Source organism: Micromonospora sp. NPDC005324 (genome assembly GCF_040607155.1).
GTDB classification, from domain to species: Bacteria; Actinomycetota; Actinomycetes; order Mycobacteriales; family Micromonosporaceae; genus Micromonospora; species Micromonospora trifolii.
Map to the genome: position 1 here is coordinate 1 of NZ_JBEXGE010000038.1, position 18,691 is coordinate 18,691.

Sequence of the window (18,691 nt, forward strand, 5' to 3'; positions counted from 1 at the left end):
GGCAGCGAGGCCGAGGCGTTGCCCGCCGATCGGTTCGACGCCCTGTGGGAGGCCGAGCGCCTCTCCGCCGTTGCCGCCGAGGCTCATCAGACCGTCAGGCGGTCGCCCGGGCCGCCTCCAGGATGACCTCGGTGACCTCACCGGGATGCGAGATCAGGCCCAGGTGACCGGCGTCGATCCGGGTGATGTCGGCCCCCGCCCGCTTCATCATCTCCTCCTGGCGGGCCGGCGGGATGACCCGGTCCTCGGTGCCGATCACCGCCCAGACGGGGATCGTCTTCCACGCCGGCTCCGTGGCCGGCTCGCCCAGGGCATTCGTGGCCAGGGCGCTCTGGGACACGGCGAGCACCTCCGCCTGCCGCCGAGGCAGACCGTTGGCGAAGCCGGTGATGAAGATCTTCGGCAGGACGTACGCGTCGACGGCGCCTTCCGGAGCGCCAGGGAACGGCACGAGCTTGAAGACGCTCGTGGGGTCGGTCAAGGCCGGCTCGAGCACCGAGCCGGAGCCGGCGGTGAGTTCTTCCACGGTCTCACCCTTGTCCGGGGCGAAGGCGTCGACGAACACGAGTGCCTTGACGTTGCTGTTGCCGGTCGCAGCGTCGCTCGCCACGAAGCCGCCGTACGAGTGGGCCGCGACCACGATGGGACCTTCGATGGTGGACAGGAAGTCCTTCAGGTAGCCGCTGTCGATCGACGGTCCCCGGTTGGGTTGCGGCGCGACCTGGACATCGAAACCGCGGGCCTGGAGTCTGCGGACCTCCCCACTCCAGCTCGAGCCGTCGGCCCAGGCGCCATGCACCAGGACGATTGTCGGTTTGGTGCGATGCCCCTCGTCCGGGGTTGGTCGCCCACCGCCGTCCGCGGACACGCCTGGGGCGGCTGAGCCGAGCACCGTCACCAGCGTTGCGGCGGCGAGCGTTGCGGCGATGGTCTTCGGCCGACGTAGCGAGATACCGAGCATGTCTCTTCTCCCTCGTTGGTCAGAGCTTTCCGAACGCGGGCAGATGTGCGCGATGACGTGCCTGATCGCCCGACCTCACCGTATTCACACCGAGCGCGAATCTCGGACAGAAGAGGAAAATAACTCAAGTTTCACCTTGCGGGAGGACAGGCCACCAAACGGGCTCACTCAACAGCCGGTGGACGCGGCGAGCGGCCCACGGTGAGGAGTCGCCGCAGGCAGCGTCATGGCCACGAGGCCCGACCCTCCCGCCGCCGCTCCCCCGACTTGCCGGTATCTGTAAACAACCCTTGATATTAGCCGTCACGAACGTCAATATGTGGAGGTCGCGGGTCGTCGAAGCCTGGGGAGTGAGCCATGAGAAGCCGTCGGATTTTCGCAGTGGTAGCCGGGGCGGCGATGACCGTCACGGCCGCCGTCGCCTTCGTCCCCAGCAGCATGGCCGCCGTGCCCTCGGCCACCGCCGTCCCGATGGTCGCCTGCACCGCCCCGGCCTGGGCCGAAGGCCCCACCTACCAGGTGGGCGCCCAGGTCACCTACGGCGGCCGGCTCTACCAGGCGCTGGTCACCCACACCGCGCACCCCGGCGCCGGCTGGAACCCCGCCTCGACCCCGTCGCTCTGGCGTGACCTCGGCGCGTGCTCGGGACCCACGCCGCCGCCCACCACGCCACCACCGACGACCCCGCCGCCCACCACGCCACCACCGACCACACCTCCCCCCACCACGCCGCCGCCGACCGGTGGGACCTGCGCGGTGAAGTCGCGGCCCACCGGCAAGGTGTTGCAGGGCTACTGGGAGAACTGGGACGGGGCCTCCAACGGCGTCCACCCCGGCCTCGGCTGGATCCCGATCACCGACAGCCGGCTCAACCAGCACGGCTACAACGTGATCAACGCGGCGTTCCCGGTGATCCGCTCGGACGGCACTGTCCTCTGGGAGAACGGCATGGACGCCGGAGTGAAGGTGTCCACCCCGGCCGAGATGTGCCAGGCCAAAGCGGCCGGCGCCACCATCCTGATGTCGATCGGTGGAGCCGCCGCGGGCATCGACCTGAGCTCCACAGCGGTCGCCGACCGGTTCGTCGCGACGATCGTGCCGATCCTGACGGCCTACCACTTCGACGGCATCGACATCGACATCGAGACCGGCCTGACCGGCAGCGGCAACATCAACACGCTGTCCACGTCGCAGGCCAACCTGATCCGGATCATCGACGGCGTGCTGGCCCGGATGCCGTCCAACTTCGGCCTGACCATGGCACCGGAGACGGCGTACGTCACCGGCGGCAGCGTGGTCTACGGCTCGATCTGGGGCTCGTACCTGCCGATCATCAAGAAGTACGTGGACAACGGCCGGCTCTGGTGGCTGAACATGCAGTACTACAACGGCAGCATGTACGGCTGTGCCGGCGACTCGTACCCGGCGGGCACCGTGCAGGGCTTCACGGTGCAGACGCAGTGCCTGAACAACGGGCTCACCATCCAGGGCACCACCATCCGGGTGCCCTACGACAAGCAGGTCCCGGGCCTGCCGGCGCAGAACGGGGCGGGCGGCGGCTACATGTCGACGTCGTTGGTCACGCAGGCCTGGAACTCCGTGCCCGGCCTCAAAGGCCTGATGACCTGGTCGGCGAACTGGGACGGGTCGAAGGGGTGGACCTTCGGCGACAACGTGAAGCGCCTGCAGGGTCGCTGACGGGTGCCGACGCCTGGCCTGCCGCCAGCCGGCCTTCCGGCAGGCGGTAGGCCCGGCGCTTCGCATGGTCGGCGCCGTCGAGCGGCACCGGGCCGAGCTGACCGCGCCGGACACACCGCTGGAGCGCTTCGGTGCCATCTTCGGGGTGCCGGTCCAGCCGCCTTCGCCGGATCAGGGCGTGTCATGCACCGCGTGAGCAGAGTTCCCAGTGCGGACGCCGTCGACGCGTCGGGTCAGGCCATCGGCGCGTCCACGCTGAGGCGGGGCGGGCGACCGTGCACGGCGGTGGCGCTGCTCTGGCCCACGCTGCGGGCGCTGCCCACGACCGCTGGACGTACCTGTTGGCAGGCACGCTGTTGACGACCGCCGGGGTGCTCACCGTCCGCCGGTCCCCCCGCCGCGGCTGACAGCCGGGCGGCATCCGCCGACGCAGCACGCCCCGCCGTGGGCCTCCCGTCGAGGCCGCCGACAAAGTGACCACACGGTTTGGGCGTGCATTCCCCTGTGGCCAGTTCGAATTCACCGCGTCGCTCTACGGTGCCCTCGAACCGAGAACGCCCTGCTCGTACCCGGAGAGATGAGGATTGATGGCAGTAAGCAAGCGGGTGGGCCTGACCGCTGCGGTGGTCGCCCTGACCCTGACGCTGCCGGGCGCCGCGACCGCGGCCGAGCGGAGCACGTGGGGCCAGGCTGAGTTGTTGACGTTCGCCGCGCTGCCAGCAGCGACCTTCGTTCCCGGCAGCGAACCGTCCGGCTCGGCGCTCGGCAGTGCCCCCATCAATGGGATCATCCCGCCGTTCGCCGACCAACCGATCCAGGGGTTCAGCGGCGTCCTGCGCAACACCGACGGCACCTTCGACGTGCTGTCCGACAACGGCTTCGGCAACAAGGCCAACAGTGCCGACTTCGTGCTGCGTGTTCAGCGGGTCGCGCCCGAATTCGGCAGCGGGGCCGTGGACGTGGTCGGCGGCATCAACCTGACCGACCCGTACGGCAAGGTGCCATTCCCGCTCACTCGTGCCGACCGCGTGCTCACCGGAGCCGACTTCGACGTCGAGTCGATCACCCGGACGACGGATGGCACGTACTGGATCGGTGACGAATTCGGTCCGTACCTGCTGCACTTCGACCGGGCGGGCCGCCTACTACAGGCGCCGGTGCCGCTGCCCGGGGTGTTCGCTCCCGAGAACCCGGGCCGCGGTACCACACCGGCCAACCTCGCCAGCAGCAAGGGCTTCGAAGGCATGGCCCAGTCGCCGGACGGTCGCACCCTCTACCCGCTACTTGAGGGCACGACCACGGGCGACCCGGCGGGCACGCTCCGGCTCAACGAGTTCGACACCCGGGCCAACGCCTACACCGGCCGGCGCTGGACCTACGCGCTCGACTCTCCCGCTCACGCGATCGGTGACGCCATCATGGTCGATCGCGACCGCTTCTTGATCATCGAGCGAGACAACGGCCAGGGCGAGACGGCAAAGGTCAAGAAGATCTATCTCGCCGACAAGCGCGACCGGAACCGCGACGGACTGCTCGACAAGACGCTGGTCGCCGACCTCATGGCAATCGCCAACCCTCGACACGTCGGCGGATTCGGCGACACGTTCACGTTCCCGTTCCAGACGATCGAGGACGTCGTGATCCTCGACGACCGCACGCTCGCCGTCCTCAACGACAACAACTTCCCGTCATCGGCGGGCCGGACGGCTGGCCAGGCGGACAACAACGAGTTCATCGTGATCAAACTCGACCGCCACCTGGACGCGGACAAGCGCGTCCTGCGTCGCTACTGACCCGATGCAAGGGGGTGGGCAGACCGACAGGCTGTCCACCCCGTCCCGGGCGGCCATCTGCGGACCGAGAGGTGTCGCGTGGGTCATCCCTCAGCAGTGGGTCGGCTGTGCACCACCAACTCGTCGATCTCCAACCGGCCGACACGCAGCTCCCGCACGACCGCCCGGCGGATCGCCAGCCGTCCGATGACCAGCGCCCCGACGGTCACGGCCCCCACGGCCAGTGCCCCCATGGCGAGGGCACCGATCGAGGCCGCCCCCGCAGCCCGCGCACCGGTAGCCGCCGCGCCCGTCGCCACCGCGCCGTTGGCGCGCGTCCCGGTCAACGGCATCAGGCTTACGTCTCGCTTCATCCCGCCATTGTCCGCGTACCGCCGGCTGGGCGCTGATCAGGCGCGAAAAGCGTCGATCGTGAGTGCGGCGAAGCGTCGAGAGGCGGCAACCCGGGCGTTCGTCGAGGTGGCGTACAGGCCACCGTTGGCCATCAGCATGAGGACGAGGTCGTCCAGGACCACGTCGGGCCGCAGGTGGCCGGTGCTCTTGGCCCGGCGCATCAGGTCGGCGAGCGAGGCGAGGGCGGCTTCGCGCTTCGCGGCGAGATCCAGGGCGTGGGGGAATGCCGAGGTGAACGCCGCGGTGAAGCCTCGGCTTCGGGCTTGCAGCTCACAGAGTTGCTCGATCACGAGGCACAGGCCGTGCCAGGGATCCGCATCGGTGAGCCCTTCGTCGACGACGGCGACGCAGGCGTTCATCTGATCCGCGAAGGCCTCCGTGGCCAGCGCCTGCTTGGTGGGGAATCGGCGGTAGAGGGTGGCGGGGCCGACTCCTGCGCGCCGGGCTATCTCACGCATCGGCACGTCCATGCCCTCGGCGGCGAAAACCGCCCGGGCCGTGTCGAGGATCCGCTCACGGTTGTCCACCGCGTCCGACCGGAGGTTCCGAGTCAAAGGGCCGCCCACTCTCTCACTCTAGCTAAACGGACGCATGCGTCCACTACCGTTCGGACGTCCGCAGGGCTGGCTGGGGAAGGGTGACGAGCAGTGAAGGCTGTAATGATCAGGGAGTTCGGCGATCCCCGCGGGCTGGTGGTCGTCGACCTACCTGTCCCGGTGGCCGCTCCGGGGGAAGCGTTGATCACCATCGAGGCGGTGGGCGTGGCTGGCGCCGACGTCCTGATCAGAAGCGGTGCTCTCGCCGCGTACGGCTTTCGCGAGGGTCACATCCCGGGCGGCGAGGTCGCCGGCACGGTCACGGCCGTGGGCGACGGCGTCGACCCCGCGTGGGTCGGGCAACGCGTCTGGGCCTTCACCGGTACGGGCGGCGGTTACGCCGAGCAGGCGGTCGCCCCGATCGGGGAGGTTCTGGCCCTGCCGGCGGGCCTCTCCCCGGTCGACGCCGTGACGCTCGGCAGCTCCGGGGTCGTGGCTCACTTCGGCCTCGCTCATGCGCGCTTCTCGCAAGGCGAGAGGGTCCTGGTGCGTGGCGCGGCCGGCAGTATCGGGATCACGGCGGTGCAGCTCGCGGTCAGCGGTGGCGCCAGTGCCGTCGCGGTCACGACCTCGTCGCCCGAGCGCGGCCGTCGACTTCGCGGCCTTGGCGCGACCCACGTGCTGGACCGCTCCGGGGCGGGAGGTTCCGACGACCCCACCGGCTACGACGTCATCATCGACGTCGTAGCGGGTCCGGGCATGCCCACGTTCTTCGACCGACTCAACCCCAACGGCCGGCTCGTGGCCGTCGGCGCGGTCGGCGGCCAACCACCCGCAGACTTCGGGACGAGGTTGATGGCCGCATTCCAGAAGTCGATGTCGTTCGCCACCTTCAGCGCGGCGACGGTGACGGAGGCCGCTCGACAAGCCGTACGCACGGAGCAGTTCGCCGCCGCCGATCGCGGGGAACTCCACACCGTGGTGCACGAGGTCCTGCCGCTGGAGCAGGCGGCGGTGGCGCACCAGAAGATGGACGCTGGCGAGGTCTTCGGAAGGATCGTCCTGACCTCGTAGCCAACGGGATCGTTCACGGCAACGCGACGCTGTCGATGCAGTCACTGGGTCGCAGGTGCGCGAACCGCAGCGCTGACGGAGACGCCCTCGACTGCGCCTGCTGTGTCAGTCAGCGGGCCCAGTAGGTGAACTGCTGCCCGGAGTGGGCATGTCTGTGACGCTGGGGCCTGGGATGTCCCGGTCGATGCTTGCGGCGACGGCGGCACCGATGCGCCGAAGCGTCGCGAGGTCATTCGGTTCGAGCACGTCGATGAAGTACTCGCGGACCGCGGCGACATGGCCTGGCGCCGTGGCCGCGACCTTGGCATAGCCGGCCGCGGTCAAGGTGGCGTTGGTACGCCTACCGGAGCCGGGCACGCGACTCCGCTGGAGAAGACCCTGCTTCTCCAGTCGCCCGGCGACGTGTGAGAGACGAGACAGGGATGAGGACGTACGAGAGGCGAGGGCGCCCATCCGCAGCGTGTGGTCATCCGCCTCGGACAACGACGACAACACCATGTACTCGAAGTACGTCAGGCCGGTTTCGCGGTGCATCCGTGCGTCCAGCGCCGCCGGCAGCCGAATCATGATCGCCGCGTTGGCCCGCCACGCCAGTTGCTGCTCGTCATCAAGCCAGCGCGGCTCACCCACTGACGGGCCCGACCCGGGCAGTCGGTGCGGCTCGGCGGCCTCGCTGGGCGTCCTGGAGGGCATAGCCCACATCTTAGAGCAGCCATTTGTTGAACCATCAACTCCGGGGTAGCTTGTTGAAGCATCAAGTTCAACTTCTTCAAGGAGACGCACACCATGCGCGCAGTAGTCGTCCCCGCCGCCGGCGAGCGACCCGAGATCGCCAACCTGCCCACACCTACCCCCGGAGCCGGTGAAGTCCTGCTCCGCGTCCGTGCTGCCGCCCTCAACCCGTTGGACAACGTGCTGGCCTCCAGCGCCCTGGCCCAGACGATGGAACACCGCTACCCGCTGGTGCTCGGCCGAGACGTCGTCGGCATCGTCGAGGCGATCGGCGACGGCGTCACCGACGTGTCGATCGACGACGAGGTGATCGGTCACATCGTGTTCGAGGCACCATTCGAGGCCGGCACCCTCGCCGAGTACGCCGTCGTGTCCGCCTCCACGGTGGCGCTCAAACCGTCGTCACTCGACCACACCACTGCCGCCGCGCTCCCCCTCGCGGGCGGGGCCGCCCTGGCCGCGGTCGAGACCGCCAACGTCCACTCCGGGCAGACGGTGCTGATCAACGGCGCGTCGGGCGGAGTCGGCCGCTACGCCGTGCAGCTGGCCGCCCAGCGCGGCGCCACCGTTGTGGCCACCGGCACCGCCGCCGACAGGGACCGACTGCGGGAACTCGGCGCCACCGATGTCGTCGACCACACCGCCGGACCGGTCGCCGCGCAGGTCCGCACCCTCTACCCGGACGGCGTCGATGTCCTGGTCAACCTCTGGGGCGACACCGTCGACGACGTTCCCCTCGACGCGATCCGACCGGGCGGCACGGTGTCGACCATCAAGCCGGTACCCGACGTCGAAACCACCGCCTCACACGGGCTACGGGGTGGCGGTATCACCATCGCCACGCCGAACCGGAAGACGATCGCCTCGTTGGCGCGGAGCGCGGCCGCCGCAACGCTTCAGGTCGACATCTATCGAGTGGTCTCCCTCAACGAGGCCATCGAGGGCCTGGACGAGATCTCCGCCGGCAAGGCCCGGGGCAAGATCGTCGTCGATTTTGGCTGAACACGGGTCAGCGATCGCGTCTGGTGCACCACCACCGATCCGTACGAAAGGCATGGTTGCAATGAGCCCGATCCCGCAGCCCAGGAACCAACGGAATCGAGCGTCATGGTGAGTGATGCGACAGTGCCCGCAGAGCTAACGGGCAGCCTTCATGGCAGGAGAGTCGTCATCGTCGGCAGCTCCGGCATTGCCGCGCGTCTCGCCTCGATGGCCGCCGCAGCCGGAAGCGAGATCGTCCTGGCGGGCCGGGACCAGCGCAAGCTGGACGCGCTCGCAGCCGACCTCGACCGCACAGCGGCCGGCGGTGTTCGCACCGCCGTCGTCGACGTGCGCCAGGAGGACTCCATCGTCAGACTCGCCGAATCCGTCGGCGAGCTGGACCACCTGGTCTCCCTCGCCGCGGCCCACGCGGCCGGGCCGGTCGCCCAGCTCGACGTGTCCGCCATACGTGACGCCTTCGATGCCAAGGTGATCGGGCCGATGCTGCTGGCGAAACACTTCAGCGGCAACATCCGCGCCGGCGGATCGATCCTGCTGTTCTCGGGCCTCGCCGCGTGGCGACCCACGCCAGGGCTGTCGGTCACCGCGACCACGAACGGTGCCGTGTCGTTCCTCGCCGAGGCTCTTGCCGTCGAACTCGGACCCATCCGCGTCAACGCCATTTCACCCGGCGTCACCGACTCCGGATACTGGGACTCCCTCGGTGAGGCGAAAGCCGGCTTCTTCGCCGAGACCGCTGAACGCAACCCCGCACGACGGATCGGCGCTACTCAGGACATCGCCGCTGCCGCCCTCTCCGTGCTTGTCAACCCGTTCATCACCGGCACGACGATCCACGTGGACGGCGGCGCACGACTCGCCTGACACAGCCACACTCGAGGTAGCCAAACTGGTCTTTCAAGTCCACTATTGGGTTCACGTGGCTGCTGTTGCGGCGGGCAGAAAGTAGCAGTTCACCCTATCAGCGAGGCAGCCGTTCGGCATCGGCTAGACATGCCTTACCTGGACTCGAGAGTCCAGGTAAGGTGGAGGCTGCGGAATATATCCGGCCCGGAGGGTGTCTGCACTTGCGTGTCCAGGTGGGCTGGCACGACGACAGGCAAGGAGACGACGTGAACACCGAAAAGGCAATCCTCGCCGGTGGCTGCTTCTGGGGCATGGAGGAGTTGTTCCGTCGCCAACCCGGCGTGGTGTCCACGCGCGTCGGCTACAGCGGCGGCGACGTCCCGAAGGCCACCTACCGCAACCACGGCACCCACGCGGAGTCCATCGAGGTCATCTACGACACCGAGAAGACCGACTTCCGCGCGCTGCTCGAGTTCTTCTTCCAGATCCACGACCCCTCGACGAAGAACCGCCAAGGTAACGACATCGGCATCAGCTACCGCTCGGCGATTTTCTACACCATCGACGAGCAGAAGCGGGTCGCCGAGGACACCATCGCCGACGTCGACGCCTCGGGTCTGTGGCCCGGCAAGGTCGTCACCGAGGTCACCGCGGCAGGCGACTTCTGGGAAGCCGAGCCTGAGCACCAGAACTACCTGCAGACCTACCCCAACGGATACACCTGCCACTTCCCCCGCCCCGGGTGGACGCTTCCGAAGCGGGCGACGGCCTGACACCTCCGGCGCGCGGGCCCCGGGTCCGCGCGCCGGTCCGGGCCGAGGTAGTCCGCCCGAACAATCTTTTGAGTTTAGGACCAGATGGTCCAGTTGTTCTAGTATCACGATGATTTAGCGATAGTGGTACAACGTTCACCGAGCCGGCGGAACGTACGTTCGCCCCGCCAAGCCGGGTGGACTCCGGGGTCCCATTTTACCTAGATCATCTGGTGCGCTGGATACACTTGCCTGATGAGCGACGAGCAGGTGGCTGCGCCGACGAACAGGCGGAGGATCAGTCAGCGGGGCATCGCGACCCGAGACCGGATCCTCGAGGCGGCGAACCGGCTGATGCTCGTGCGCGGAGTGAACGCGACGACCCTTGACGACATCCGCGAGGCAAGCCAGACGAGCAAGTCTCAGCTCTACCACCACTTCGCCGACAAGCAGGAACTCGTGCACGCCTTGGTCAAGTATCGAGGCGCGCTTGTGCTTCAGCGTGAACGTGCAGGGCTCGAACGACTGAGATCGTTCTCCGGGCTGGTCCGGTGGCGTAACGCGCTGGTCCAGGCCAACTCGCTGAACAACGGCAAGTACGGATGCGGCCTCGGGTCGATGACTCTCGAACTGTCTGATCAGGATGAGCAGGCTCGATCGTCCCTGTCGGAGACGTTCGTGGCATGGGAAAGGCTGATCAGTGATGGCCTGCACCGGATGCGCGACAGCGGCCTACTGCGCCAGGATGCCGATCCGGAGAAGTTGGCCACGGGACTGATGGCCGCTTTGCAGGGCGGCTACCTGCTGGCGAACGCCGCGCACAACGTCGCACCCATGGAAGTCGCACTGGACATGGCGTTGGAACACATCGAATCGTTCCTCGTGCAGCCGTCCGGGGAGCCGACCCGCTAGTTGGCCCGGCCCCCTGCCGTGCACCGGAGGGGCCGGCGAGTGATTCCCGCCGGCCCCTCCGGGCACTGTCACCTTCCGTACAGCTCGAACTCGTAGAGCGAGAACCCGTACGAGGTGGCCCGCTTGACCCCGTACACCCGCACGTAGCGGGCGGTGACCGGGGCGAAGGTCGCGTTGTCGACGCCGCCGTTGCCGGTGGTGGTGGCGAACACCGGCGTCCAAGAGGTGCCGTCGCCGGAGACCTCGATCCGGTACGAGGTGCCGTGCGCGGCTTCCCAGCGCAGCACGGCCCGGCTGACGCTGCGGGCCGCCCCGAGGTCGACCCGCAGCCACTGGTTGTCGTTGTAGCTGCTGGCCCACCGGCTGCCGAGGCTGCCGTCGACCGCCTTGTCCGGGGTGTGGCCGGTCAGGAACTGGGTGCTCGACGCTCTGGTCGGGCGGCCCTGCGCCAGGTTGGTGACGTCGTCGCCCCGGCGCGCCGGGAACGAGACGACCTGCTGGTAGGTGGGGCGGTTCTGCCAGGCGATCACCGGGTGGGTGATGCCGCCGAGCCCCGACTGGGCGATCGAGTCGGCACACCACTGGTCGCCGGCCCCGCAGGACTTGTCTCCGGGGTAGACAGTGGTGGCCGGTACGGCGGCGGCCTGGCCGAGCGCGTCGAGCAGGGTCTGCCGGCACGCGCCGAGGTTGCCGTTGCCGCAGTACGCGCGGCCCAGCCCACCGGCCACCGGATCGCCGAGGACAGTCCGCAGGTCCTTGTCGACGTAGCCCCACCAGCCGTACTGGAACGACGAGCCCTTGTGCGCCTGCCCCTGCAACGCCCAGCTCGCGGCCCCGTCGCGCCCGCCGTTCTGGCCGCCGGACGGCGCCTCGTTCACCTCGATGGCGTCGACCAACGTGGCGTAGAGATCCGGCCCGAGGCCGGGGCGGAACTGCGCCGAGGCCAGCAGCGGCCACCAGGCGTCGAAGATCCGGATGGCGTCGGCGTGCTGGTAGACCTTGGAGCCGGGGGACGTCTCCACCCGGCGGGTCCCGGCCTGCTGCCAGGCGCGCAGCTTGCCCACCGCGTCGACCAGCGCCGGATCGGTGACCGGCGTGCTGTCCAGCACCCGCAGCAGGTCGCCGAGGACCTGCTGGCCGCGCAGGTCGGTCACCGCCGCATCCGCCATGATCTTGACGACGTCGGCGCGGCCGAGCTTGCGCTGGGCGATCGCAGCCCGCACCGGGCCGTCGAGCAGCTGAGCCCGGTGTACGGAGCCGAAGCTGAAGTTGCCGTCGGCGGCCCCGAAGTCCCGCGCCTGCTTGTTGTTCCAGCTGACGTAGTAGTCCTGGTTGACCGACTGCGGATGCGCCGACGCCGGGGCGTAGGTGGCGTCGTTGGTGTCCGGGTTCCAGCCGGCCCACTCGTACGCCGGTTCGGCTTTCGTCGGCAGGTTCGGGTCGGCGGTGGCCGGACGGACCGGGTTCGAGCCGGAGTTGTAGTACGCCGCCTCGGTCGAGTTGACGTAGAACCAGTTGAACGCGTACCCGACGTCGGCAGCGGACGCCTGGAAGGCCGACGCGCTGCCCATCGCGGACGGGTCGTTGAAGGCCTGGAAGCCGATCGCCGAGTCAGCCTCGTGCCGGTAGGTCGAGCGTAGTTTGGTGAACGCTGTCGGCTGCCCGTTCACCAGGCCCCGATGGGCCACCAGGCCGTACCTGGTGCGCAGCGCGCGCAGCGTGTACGAGCCGGCCGGGGTGGAGTCGGCCAACGTCGGGGACCAGGAGTTGCGCTGCTCCAGCGCCTCCATGGCGAGGCACTGCCCGTGGTAGAGGTAGCGGTTGGTGCGCAGCGTCGGGGCGCTGCCGTCGGTGGTGCACAGTGGCACCGCGTACGTGTCGGTGAGGTCCTGGGCGGCGGAGGTCGCGCTCCACGCGTAGTCCTGGCCCCGGCCGAGCAGCACGTAGAGGTTGAGCCCGGCGAACGCGGCGCCACGAGCGCTGATGCCGGGCCCCTGCAGCTCCTGAATCATCAGCAACTGCGGCGCGAAGTAGCCGGTCTGCGGCCCGAACACGGCAACCGGGTTGCCGGTGGTGGTGTGCCGTCCGGAGACCACCACCGCGTTGGACATGCCGTGCGTACGCAGGTTGCTCAGGCCGCCAAGCAGTTCCTTGGTGGCGGTGCTGGCGCCGGTGCGGGCGGCGGCCCCGCCGACGGCGTCGTACGCGAGGGGTTCGGCGACCACAGTGCCGGCGTCGGGAAGCACCGCGCTCGTCGCGCCCGGTGGTGTCGCCCCGTACGGGAAGCTCTGGCCGTCGTGCAGGGTGAGCACGGCCTCCGGGTCGTTCTGCGAGCGGAACGCCGCCCACACCCGGTCGCCCTCGGTCGCGCCGTACTTGGCGCGGGCGGCCACCCGGACCAGCGCAGATTGGATCTCGCTGCCGCCGCCCCCGCCGAAGAGCCCGCCGATCACGCCGGCGGTGGCGATCAGGTCGGTCATGGTGAAGTGCTTCGGCTTGCCGGCGCCGGCGAGCACGTACTCACCCGGGTAGTTGTCCTCGGCGATCGACCTGTCGATGTAGGCGTTGATACCGGCGATGTAGTCGACCACGTCGGTGTAGAGCTGTTGGCCCCGGACACCCTTAGTGCGCAGCGCGTCCACCTGGGCCTGGAGGTCCGCCTCCGAGTAGGGCGAGTTGGCCCAGACGCTCTGCTCCAGCTCACGGTTGCCGGGGGCGCCGCCGGCGAACGAGGTGACGTTGCCGCGGCCGACGTGCCGCAGCAGGTCCATCACCCACAGCCGGTCCTGGGCCCCGGCGTAGCCGGCGCCGAACATGGTGCCGGCGCGGGTGGTGCCGGTGACGTGCGGGACGCCGGTGGCCTTGTCCCGCACGATCGTGACGTCCGATCGCGGCGAGACTGTGCTCTCCACCTGCGCGGCCGGGACGCCGAACGAGGCGTCGTTGTAGAAGTGGACGATCTGCTCGTCGGTCAGCCCGGCGTAGTTGTAGACCAGGTTCGCGTACTCGTCGAGCTGGTCGCTGGAGTGCGACGGGCGGGTGCCGAGCGCCTGGTGCGCCAGGATGGCGACAAGCGTGGCGTTGCCGTTCTGCCCAGGGGGCAGGATGTCGACGCACTGGCCGAGGCAGTAGTCGTTGGGGGCGAACGTCGTGGCGGCCAGCGCCGGTGACGGCGGGGTCACCGTCAGGACGCTCGCGGTCAGGACGGCGGCGGTGAACGCCGCGAGCCGGTTACGGAGAGCGGGACGGGGCATGGCGATCCTCCGGGGACGCGGAGCCGGGCCGTTCGGTCACGCCCGGCTTCCGGTGCCGACGTCTCGCCCTCCGCGCCCGGGCGTTCCGCCAGGAAGTGAGATTGACTCATATCTATCCTCGGGCAATGATCGACGTAGAACCCCCGCCCGGGATACCCGTCGTTCACCACGCGCCAATGCCGACGTTTCGCCGTCTTTCGCCCCGCAACGCCCCGACGACAAGCGCCCACGCCTCCGCCACGCTCCGCTGGGCGGCGGACTTGGCCTTCGCCGAGATGCGCGTCGGGGCCGGGCTCCCCTACCGGCGACCTACCGTGGTCGCGCTAGCCGGCGGTGGCTTCGCGCTGGATCTGCTCGAATTGTGCGGCCATCGCGGCCGCCAGGGCCTGTGCGGCGGACAGCGGACGAACCATGACCGTGAACTCGTCGATCAGGCCGCTCTCGTCCAGGTGCAGGAAGTCGCAGCCCTCAATGGCGACGTCGCCCATCCGCGCCTCGAAGACCAGCGCGTGATCGCGACCGTTGTCGCCGCTCAGCTCACGGACGTACCGGAAATCCTCGAACACCCGCAGCACGCCGCGCAGGATCGCCGCCGTGATCGCCTTGCCCGGATAGGGCTTGAACGCCACCGGGCTGCGAAACACCACGTTCTCGGCCAGGGCCGCCGTGACGGCATCAGGATCGCGTGCCTCAACCGCTGCGCGAAAGTCGATCACCACAGCAGCGTACGGGATTCTCTCCCGCTGCCGGAGGCGTCCACCGCTGATTCGGCGGACCGGAGGGCCCGTGCTCCGGCTGCGCGAGGGCCGGAAAGTCGTCACGCCCGCTGAGGCGTTTGAGCGCTATTTTCTTACAGTGGATCCATCGCAGTCGTTGCAGGGGCCTCGGGCTGGCTCTGTCGAAGGAGAGCCGGTCGAGGGTGGAGGTGGCGTTCACGTTGGTACTCCGCCACCTCCACCGACGGTTCTACTGTGGCATGCCCGACCGTTCAGGCTGGTCAAGAGCTTCATGGCTGGCTCTGTCATCTCGATGAACGTGTCGGCCCCCGTTGGGAGGCAGTCTTTCAGGAGCATGTTGGCTCGATGTTGGCCGAAGGTCAGCGCCAGTTGCGGCCGGGAATTTTCGACCTGGTGCCGCTTGGCTCGCTGAGCTGGGGCCGTCGTGCCACGACCGGAATCTCCGCCGGGTACGTCCGAGGAAGGAATCCATGCGGTTCGAAGTCCTGGGACCCCTGCGAGCCGTCGACGCATCTGGGTCGGAGGTGCCGGCCGGCGGGCGTCAACATCAGGTGGTGCTGTCGTGTCTCCTTGCCGCCGACGGTCAAACGGTTACCGATGGCACGTTGATGGAGACCCTGTGGGGTCACGGCCCGAACGACAGTAAGCGCGTGGCACTACGGGTACTCGTCCATCACCTGCGTCGCAACCTGGGCACCGAATCGATCGTTCGTGCGACCGGTGGCTACCGAATGGTGCTGGACGGCCACCAGCTTGACGCGAGCGAGTTCGTGGCGCTCGTCGACAGCGCCGCCCACGACGAGGCGCGGGGCCGGCTCGCCGAGGCGCGCCGGTGCTACCGGAAGGCCCTCCGGCTGTGGCGCGCGCCGGAGGCGTACCAGGGCACTATCGACAACGAGCTTGTACGGGCAGCCGCCGACCACCTGGGCGAGCAGCGCATGATCGCATTCGAAAGCTGCGTGGACATCGAACTCAGCTTCGGACTGCACCGCGAGTTGTGCGCCGAGCTTTCGGCTCTGGCGACGGAGAACCTGCTGCGCGAGCGTCTCCAGGCACAGCTGATGCTCGCGCTTGTTCGCAGTGACCGCCGGGCGGAGGCATTGACCACCTATGAGCGGACCCGGCGCCTGCTCGCCGACGAGCTCGGTGCGGACCCGGGCGCTCGCCTGCAACAGCTGCACACCGCGATCCTGCGCGGTCCTGCGGCAGCAGGTGCGCCGTCCGCCGTTCCCGATGCCGTTCGGCCGATGCAGCTACCCGCCCCACCCAGCAACTTCGTCGCACGCGAGGATGAGCTTTCAGTCCTGGACAGCCTGCACAAGAGGGTCGGTCCCGGTCAACGGCTCCGCGGGTCGATGGTCGTCACCGGCGCCGGTGGTATGGGCAAGACAGCTCTGGTCACCCACTGGGCCCATCAACACCAGCGAGGCTTCCCCGGCGGGCAGGTCTACCTCGACCTCGACGACGACGCTCCGGCGACGACGGCACTGGCCAGGACCCTCATCGATCTCGGCGTCGCCCCGGACGATGTGCCGAAGCAGGCGGAGGCGCGGGCGGCGAAGTTGCGCTCACTGCTGTCCAGCCGAACGGTTCTGATGGTCTTGGACAACGTGAGCACCGCGGAGCAGGCCCGGCCGTTCCTGCCCGGTAGCGGTGACAGCCTCCTGGTGATCGTCAGTCGAAATCGGCTGGACGGGCTCGTCGCCCGCGAAGGCCTTCATCTACTGGTACTCACCCCACTGCCCGTCGAGCCGGCCACCCGTCTGCTCCTGGAGACCGCCGGGATGTCCGAGCCCGCGAGTGGCGACGTCAGTACGTTGGTGGAGCTGTGCCATGGGATGCCGCTGGCCCTGCGGATCGTGGGAGCTCACCTGCGGCTGGGAGCCCAGCCGGACATCCTCGTGGCGGACCTGGAGGATGAGCGAACACGCATCGCCCGGCTTACCACCACCGATGGCGACGCCAGCGTGCACGCCGTCATCGCGGTGTCGTACCGGCGGCTGGCGACGCCGGACCGTCGGCTCCTGCGCCGCCTCGGACTGTCGGCTGCCGGTGCGATCCCGCTGGGTGCCGTCGCCGCACTGGCCGGTGTCATGTCCGGCTCCGTGCTGACCGGGCTGATCGGCAGGCTCACCGCGGTCAACCTCGTCGCCCTCGACGGGGGACGAGTCAGCCTCCATCAGCTGACCCGCATCTTCGCCCGCGAGCAGGGCCGACGTGAGGACACGTCGGCCGATCGCGCCGACGCGGAACGGCGACTGCTGTCCTGGTACGGGCAGGCAACTGGCGAAGCACAGCAACGCATCCGGCCGACCGCAGGCGGATCCGACGGTAAGGGCGCCCCCGACCCGCTTCACCTTCTCCTCCCTGAACTGCCCGATACGGCCGCAGCCGTCCGCTGGGTCGACGCCGAGTCGGACACGATCGTCAAGATGATCACCGAGCACGCTCAGAGGCACCCTGATCTCGTCTGGCCCCTCGCCGCCAACATTCGCGGTTGGTTACAACGGCGGGCCAATCGCGACACCTGGATCGACGTCACCCAGCAGGGGATCCGGGCCGCGGCCATGGCCGGCAGCAGCATCGGCGAGGCCACGCTGCAGGGGAGCCTGGGCGTGGCACACAGCCTCCTGTTGCACCGCGTCGAGGCCCGGGCCGCCTACCAGCGCGCCGGCGCACTGTGTCAACGCAACAGCGACCACGCCGGCCTGGCCGACGTCGAGGCGAGCCTCGGTGGGATGCTGGTCGAAAGCGGGGAACTCGATGAAGCACTCCCACCACTGCTGCGGGCCCGGCACTCCGCGAACCTGCTGAACGACCCCGATCTCATCTTCAAGGTGGAACACAACCTCGGACTCCTGCATCGCCGGGCTGGTCGCCAGCAGGAGGCGCTGGACTCCTACACGTCGGCGCTGGCCGCGGCCGACCGATCCGGTAACCGGGACTGGTTGTCCGCGAGCGTCCACACCAATCTCGGCCGGCTGCATTTCTTGCGCGACGACGTCGACCTGGCCGAGACCCACTACGACACCGCCGTCCGACTCGCCAGGAGCACCGGCGACCGGATGCGGGAAGCCTGGGCCCTGCACGGCTGCTCCGACGTCGCAGCAGCGCGACGAGACGTTCCTGCCGCCGTCGCGGCCATGCAGGAAGCCGTCACCATCCTCGAAACACTGGGCGACCGTCGCCTCGACGAGATGCGTGCCCGGCTGGCTGAATTGCTCTCGGACAGCACCGTGAGACAGACGACGCTTGATCAGTAGGTGGACCTGTTCGCCGTTTGATTCTGCCCGCTTCAATGAGCTCGATCGAGACGACCCAACCAGAATCCAACATCGATTCAGCACGATCGTCCCTAACAGATGCCGCCCGCCCGGGCTGGCACGCAATCGTCGGCGTCGAGACGGTGCCGCGAAGAGGGAGGACCGAGCCTTGTCTCTGCCGAAGAAGGCCGTCGCTGTAGGCGCCGCTCTGGGCATGACCGCAGCCACACTTGCCGTGGCTACCCCGGCCAGCGCGGCGTCCAACTACATCTTGAACAGCAGCACGATCGGCGTGGGGGTGATCCACGTTCGGGACGGCAACTACACGCACGGAAACTACGACACGGTCCTCGCCGCAAACCACCGTACGAGCGAGTTCTGGGCGAGCGCCGCCGGCTACTACATCGGCCCCGGCTACTGCGGTTACGAATGGACCCTCACCGGCGGCAACTGGCTCCTGACCGACGACAGTCTGGACCCGGGCCAGCACTACATTCCCACCACGGAAACCATCCAGGTGTCCGCCGCGCGTTGCTGACCGGCCGATGACCACGGAGAGCGCTCAAGCAGGGACCGCGGTGGGGTGTGCGCGAGAGGCCCCGCCGCGGTGGGCACCGAACCGACCTGCAGGCAAGCCGCGTCAGCCAGGCCGGCTCAGCGCACCGCGACAGACGTGCTGCGCCTACAGTCCCGCCGTGGTCTTGCCCAGGAAACCGGCGAGTGTGCCGTAGTCGACGT

General features: G+C 68.8%; 15 protein-coding genes. 9 read left to right on the plus strand and 6 right to left on the minus strand.

What is annotated here, in order from left to right; all coding sequences use genetic code 11:
* Window positions 1–94: 94 nt before the first annotated feature.
* The gene (locus ABZS40_RS29470; RefSeq protein WP_354946863.1) at window positions 95–961 is read right to left on the minus strand and encodes an alpha/beta hydrolase; all 867 of its coding nucleotides are present in this window, start codon (window positions 959–961) and stop codon (window positions 95–97) included.
* Between the two features lie 357 nt (window positions 962–1,318).
* On the opposite strand from ABZS40_RS29470, the gene ABZS40_RS29475 reads away from it, so the two are divergent.
* Window positions 1,319–2,659, plus strand: coding sequence for a glycosyl hydrolase family 18 protein (locus tag ABZS40_RS29475; RefSeq protein ID WP_354946866.1), 1,341 nt, complete (start codon window positions 1,319–1,321; stop codon window positions 2,657–2,659).
* Between the two features lie 587 nt (window positions 2,660–3,246).
* Window positions 3,247–4,452, plus strand: a complete 1,206-nt coding sequence (locus ABZS40_RS29480) for an esterase-like activity of phytase family protein (RefSeq protein WP_354946868.1) — start codon at window positions 3,247–3,249, stop codon at window positions 4,450–4,452.
* An 83-nt stretch (window positions 4,453–4,535) separates the two neighbouring features.
* Here the strand turns inward: ABZS40_RS29480 and ABZS40_RS29485 are convergent, their stop codons facing one another.
* Both ABZS40_RS29485 and ABZS40_RS29490 read right to left on the minus strand, forming a co-directional pair.
* On the minus strand, window positions 4,536–4,805 hold the full coding sequence (locus ABZS40_RS29485) for a hypothetical protein (RefSeq protein WP_354946870.1): 270 nt from the start codon (window positions 4,803–4,805) through the stop codon (window positions 4,536–4,538).
* A 36-nt stretch (window positions 4,806–4,841) separates the two neighbouring features.
* Window positions 4,842–5,372 (minus strand): helix-turn-helix domain-containing protein, encoded by a 531-nt coding sequence (locus tag ABZS40_RS29490; protein ID WP_354946873.1) that lies wholly within the window; start codon window positions 5,370–5,372, stop codon window positions 4,842–4,844.
* Window positions 5,373–5,504: 132 nt separating this feature from the next.
* Here ABZS40_RS29490 and ABZS40_RS29495 point away from each other — a divergent pair, with 132 nt between their 5' ends.
* On the plus strand, window positions 5,505–6,455 hold the full coding sequence (locus ABZS40_RS29495) for a zinc-binding dehydrogenase (RefSeq protein ID WP_354946875.1): 951 nt from the start codon (window positions 5,505–5,507) through the stop codon (window positions 6,453–6,455).
* 105 nt (window positions 6,456–6,560) lie between these two features.
* Here the strand turns inward: ABZS40_RS29495 and ABZS40_RS29500 are convergent, their stop codons facing one another.
* The gene (locus tag ABZS40_RS29500) at window positions 6,561–7,148 is read right to left on the minus strand and encodes a MarR family winged helix-turn-helix transcriptional regulator (RefSeq protein WP_354946877.1); all 588 of its coding nucleotides are present in this window, start codon (window positions 7,146–7,148) and stop codon (window positions 6,561–6,563) included.
* 93 nt (window positions 7,149–7,241) lie between these two features.
* On the opposite strand from ABZS40_RS29500, the gene ABZS40_RS29505 reads away from it, so the two are divergent.
* From ABZS40_RS29505 to ABZS40_RS29520, 4 genes are all read left to right on the plus strand, one after another.
* Window positions 7,242–8,189, plus strand: a complete 948-nt coding sequence (locus tag ABZS40_RS29505; RefSeq protein WP_354946879.1) for an NADP-dependent oxidoreductase — start codon at window positions 7,242–7,244, stop codon at window positions 8,187–8,189.
* Window positions 8,190–8,294: 105 nt separating this feature from the next.
* Window positions 8,295–9,053: an SDR family oxidoreductase gene (locus ABZS40_RS29510; RefSeq protein ID WP_354946881.1), complete on the plus strand. Its 759-nt coding sequence runs from the start codon at window positions 8,295–8,297 to the stop codon at window positions 9,051–9,053.
* A gap of 248 nt (window positions 9,054–9,301) precedes the next feature.
* On the plus strand, window positions 9,302–9,808 hold the full coding sequence (gene msrA / locus ABZS40_RS29515; RefSeq protein ID WP_354946882.1) for a peptide-methionine (S)-S-oxide reductase MsrA: 507 nt from the start codon (window positions 9,302–9,304) through the stop codon (window positions 9,806–9,808).
* A gap of 234 nt (window positions 9,809–10,042) precedes the next feature.
* A complete protein-coding gene (locus ABZS40_RS29520) occupies window positions 10,043–10,699 on the plus strand; it encodes a TetR/AcrR family transcriptional regulator (protein WP_354946884.1) in 657 nt (218 codons plus the stop codon).
* Between the two features lie 68 nt (window positions 10,700–10,767).
* Here the strand turns inward: ABZS40_RS29520 and ABZS40_RS29525 are convergent, their stop codons facing one another.
* Together ABZS40_RS29525 and ABZS40_RS29530 are read right to left on the minus strand one after the other, a co-directional pair.
* Window positions 10,768–13,953 carry a penicillin acylase family protein gene (locus ABZS40_RS29525; RefSeq protein WP_354946886.1) on the minus strand — a complete coding sequence of 1,062 codons (3,186 nt, stop codon included), beginning with the start codon at window positions 13,951–13,953 and terminating at the stop codon, window positions 10,768–10,770.
* A 323-nt stretch (window positions 13,954–14,276) separates the two neighbouring features.
* The gene (locus ABZS40_RS29530) at window positions 14,277–14,669 is read right to left on the minus strand and encodes a nuclear transport factor 2 family protein (RefSeq protein WP_354946888.1); all 393 of its coding nucleotides are present in this window, start codon (window positions 14,667–14,669) and stop codon (window positions 14,277–14,279) included.
* A 332-nt stretch (window positions 14,670–15,001) separates the two neighbouring features.
* On the opposite strand from ABZS40_RS29530, the gene ABZS40_RS29535 reads away from it, so the two are divergent.
* On the plus strand, window positions 15,002–17,953 hold the full coding sequence (locus ABZS40_RS29535) for a BTAD domain-containing putative transcriptional regulator (protein ID WP_354946890.1): 2,952 nt from the start codon (window positions 15,002–15,004) through the stop codon (window positions 17,951–17,953).
* Window positions 17,954–18,122: 169 nt separating this feature from the next.
* Window positions 18,123–18,491, plus strand: a complete 369-nt coding sequence (locus tag ABZS40_RS29540) for a hypothetical protein (protein WP_354946892.1) — start codon at window positions 18,123–18,125, stop codon at window positions 18,489–18,491.
* Window positions 18,492–18,691: the final 200 nt, after the last annotated feature.

What these genes read in the sequence shown, in the direction of transcription:
- ABZS40_RS29520 (WP_354946884.1), top strand. Translation starts at nt 10,043, where the DNA reads ATGAGCGACGAGCAGGTGGCTGCGCCGACGAACAGGCGGAGGATCAGT.
- ABZS40_RS29480 (WP_354946868.1), top strand. Translation starts at nt 3,247, where the DNA reads ATGGCAGTAAGCAAGCGGGTGGGCCTGACCGCTGCGGTGGTCGCCCTG.
- ABZS40_RS29500 (WP_354946877.1), bottom strand. Translation starts at nt 7,148, where the DNA reads ATGCCCTCCAGGACGCCCAGCGAGGCCGCCGAGCCGCACCGACTGCCC.
- ABZS40_RS29510 (WP_354946881.1), top strand. Translation starts at nt 8,295, where the DNA reads ATGGTGAGTGATGCGACAGTGCCCGCAGAGCTAACGGGCAGCCTTCAT.
- ABZS40_RS29495 (WP_354946875.1), top strand. Translation starts at nt 5,505, where the DNA reads ATGATCAGGGAGTTCGGCGATCCCCGCGGGCTGGTGGTCGTCGACCTA.
- ABZS40_RS29475 (WP_354946866.1), top strand. Translation starts at nt 1,319, where the DNA reads ATGAGAAGCCGTCGGATTTTCGCAGTGGTAGCCGGGGCGGCGATGACC.
- ABZS40_RS29470 (WP_354946863.1), bottom strand. Translation starts at nt 961, where the DNA reads ATGCTCGGTATCTCGCTACGTCGGCCGAAGACCATCGCCGCAACGCTC.
- ABZS40_RS29525 (WP_354946886.1), bottom strand. Translation starts at nt 13,953, where the DNA reads ATGCCCCGTCCCGCTCTCCGTAACCGGCTCGCGGCGTTCACCGCCGCC.
- ABZS40_RS29485 (WP_354946870.1), bottom strand. Translation starts at nt 4,805, where the DNA reads ATGAAGCGAGACGTAAGCCTGATGCCGTTGACCGGGACGCGCGCCAAC.
- ABZS40_RS29505 (WP_354946879.1), top strand. Translation starts at nt 7,242, where the DNA reads ATGCGCGCAGTAGTCGTCCCCGCCGCCGGCGAGCGACCCGAGATCGCC.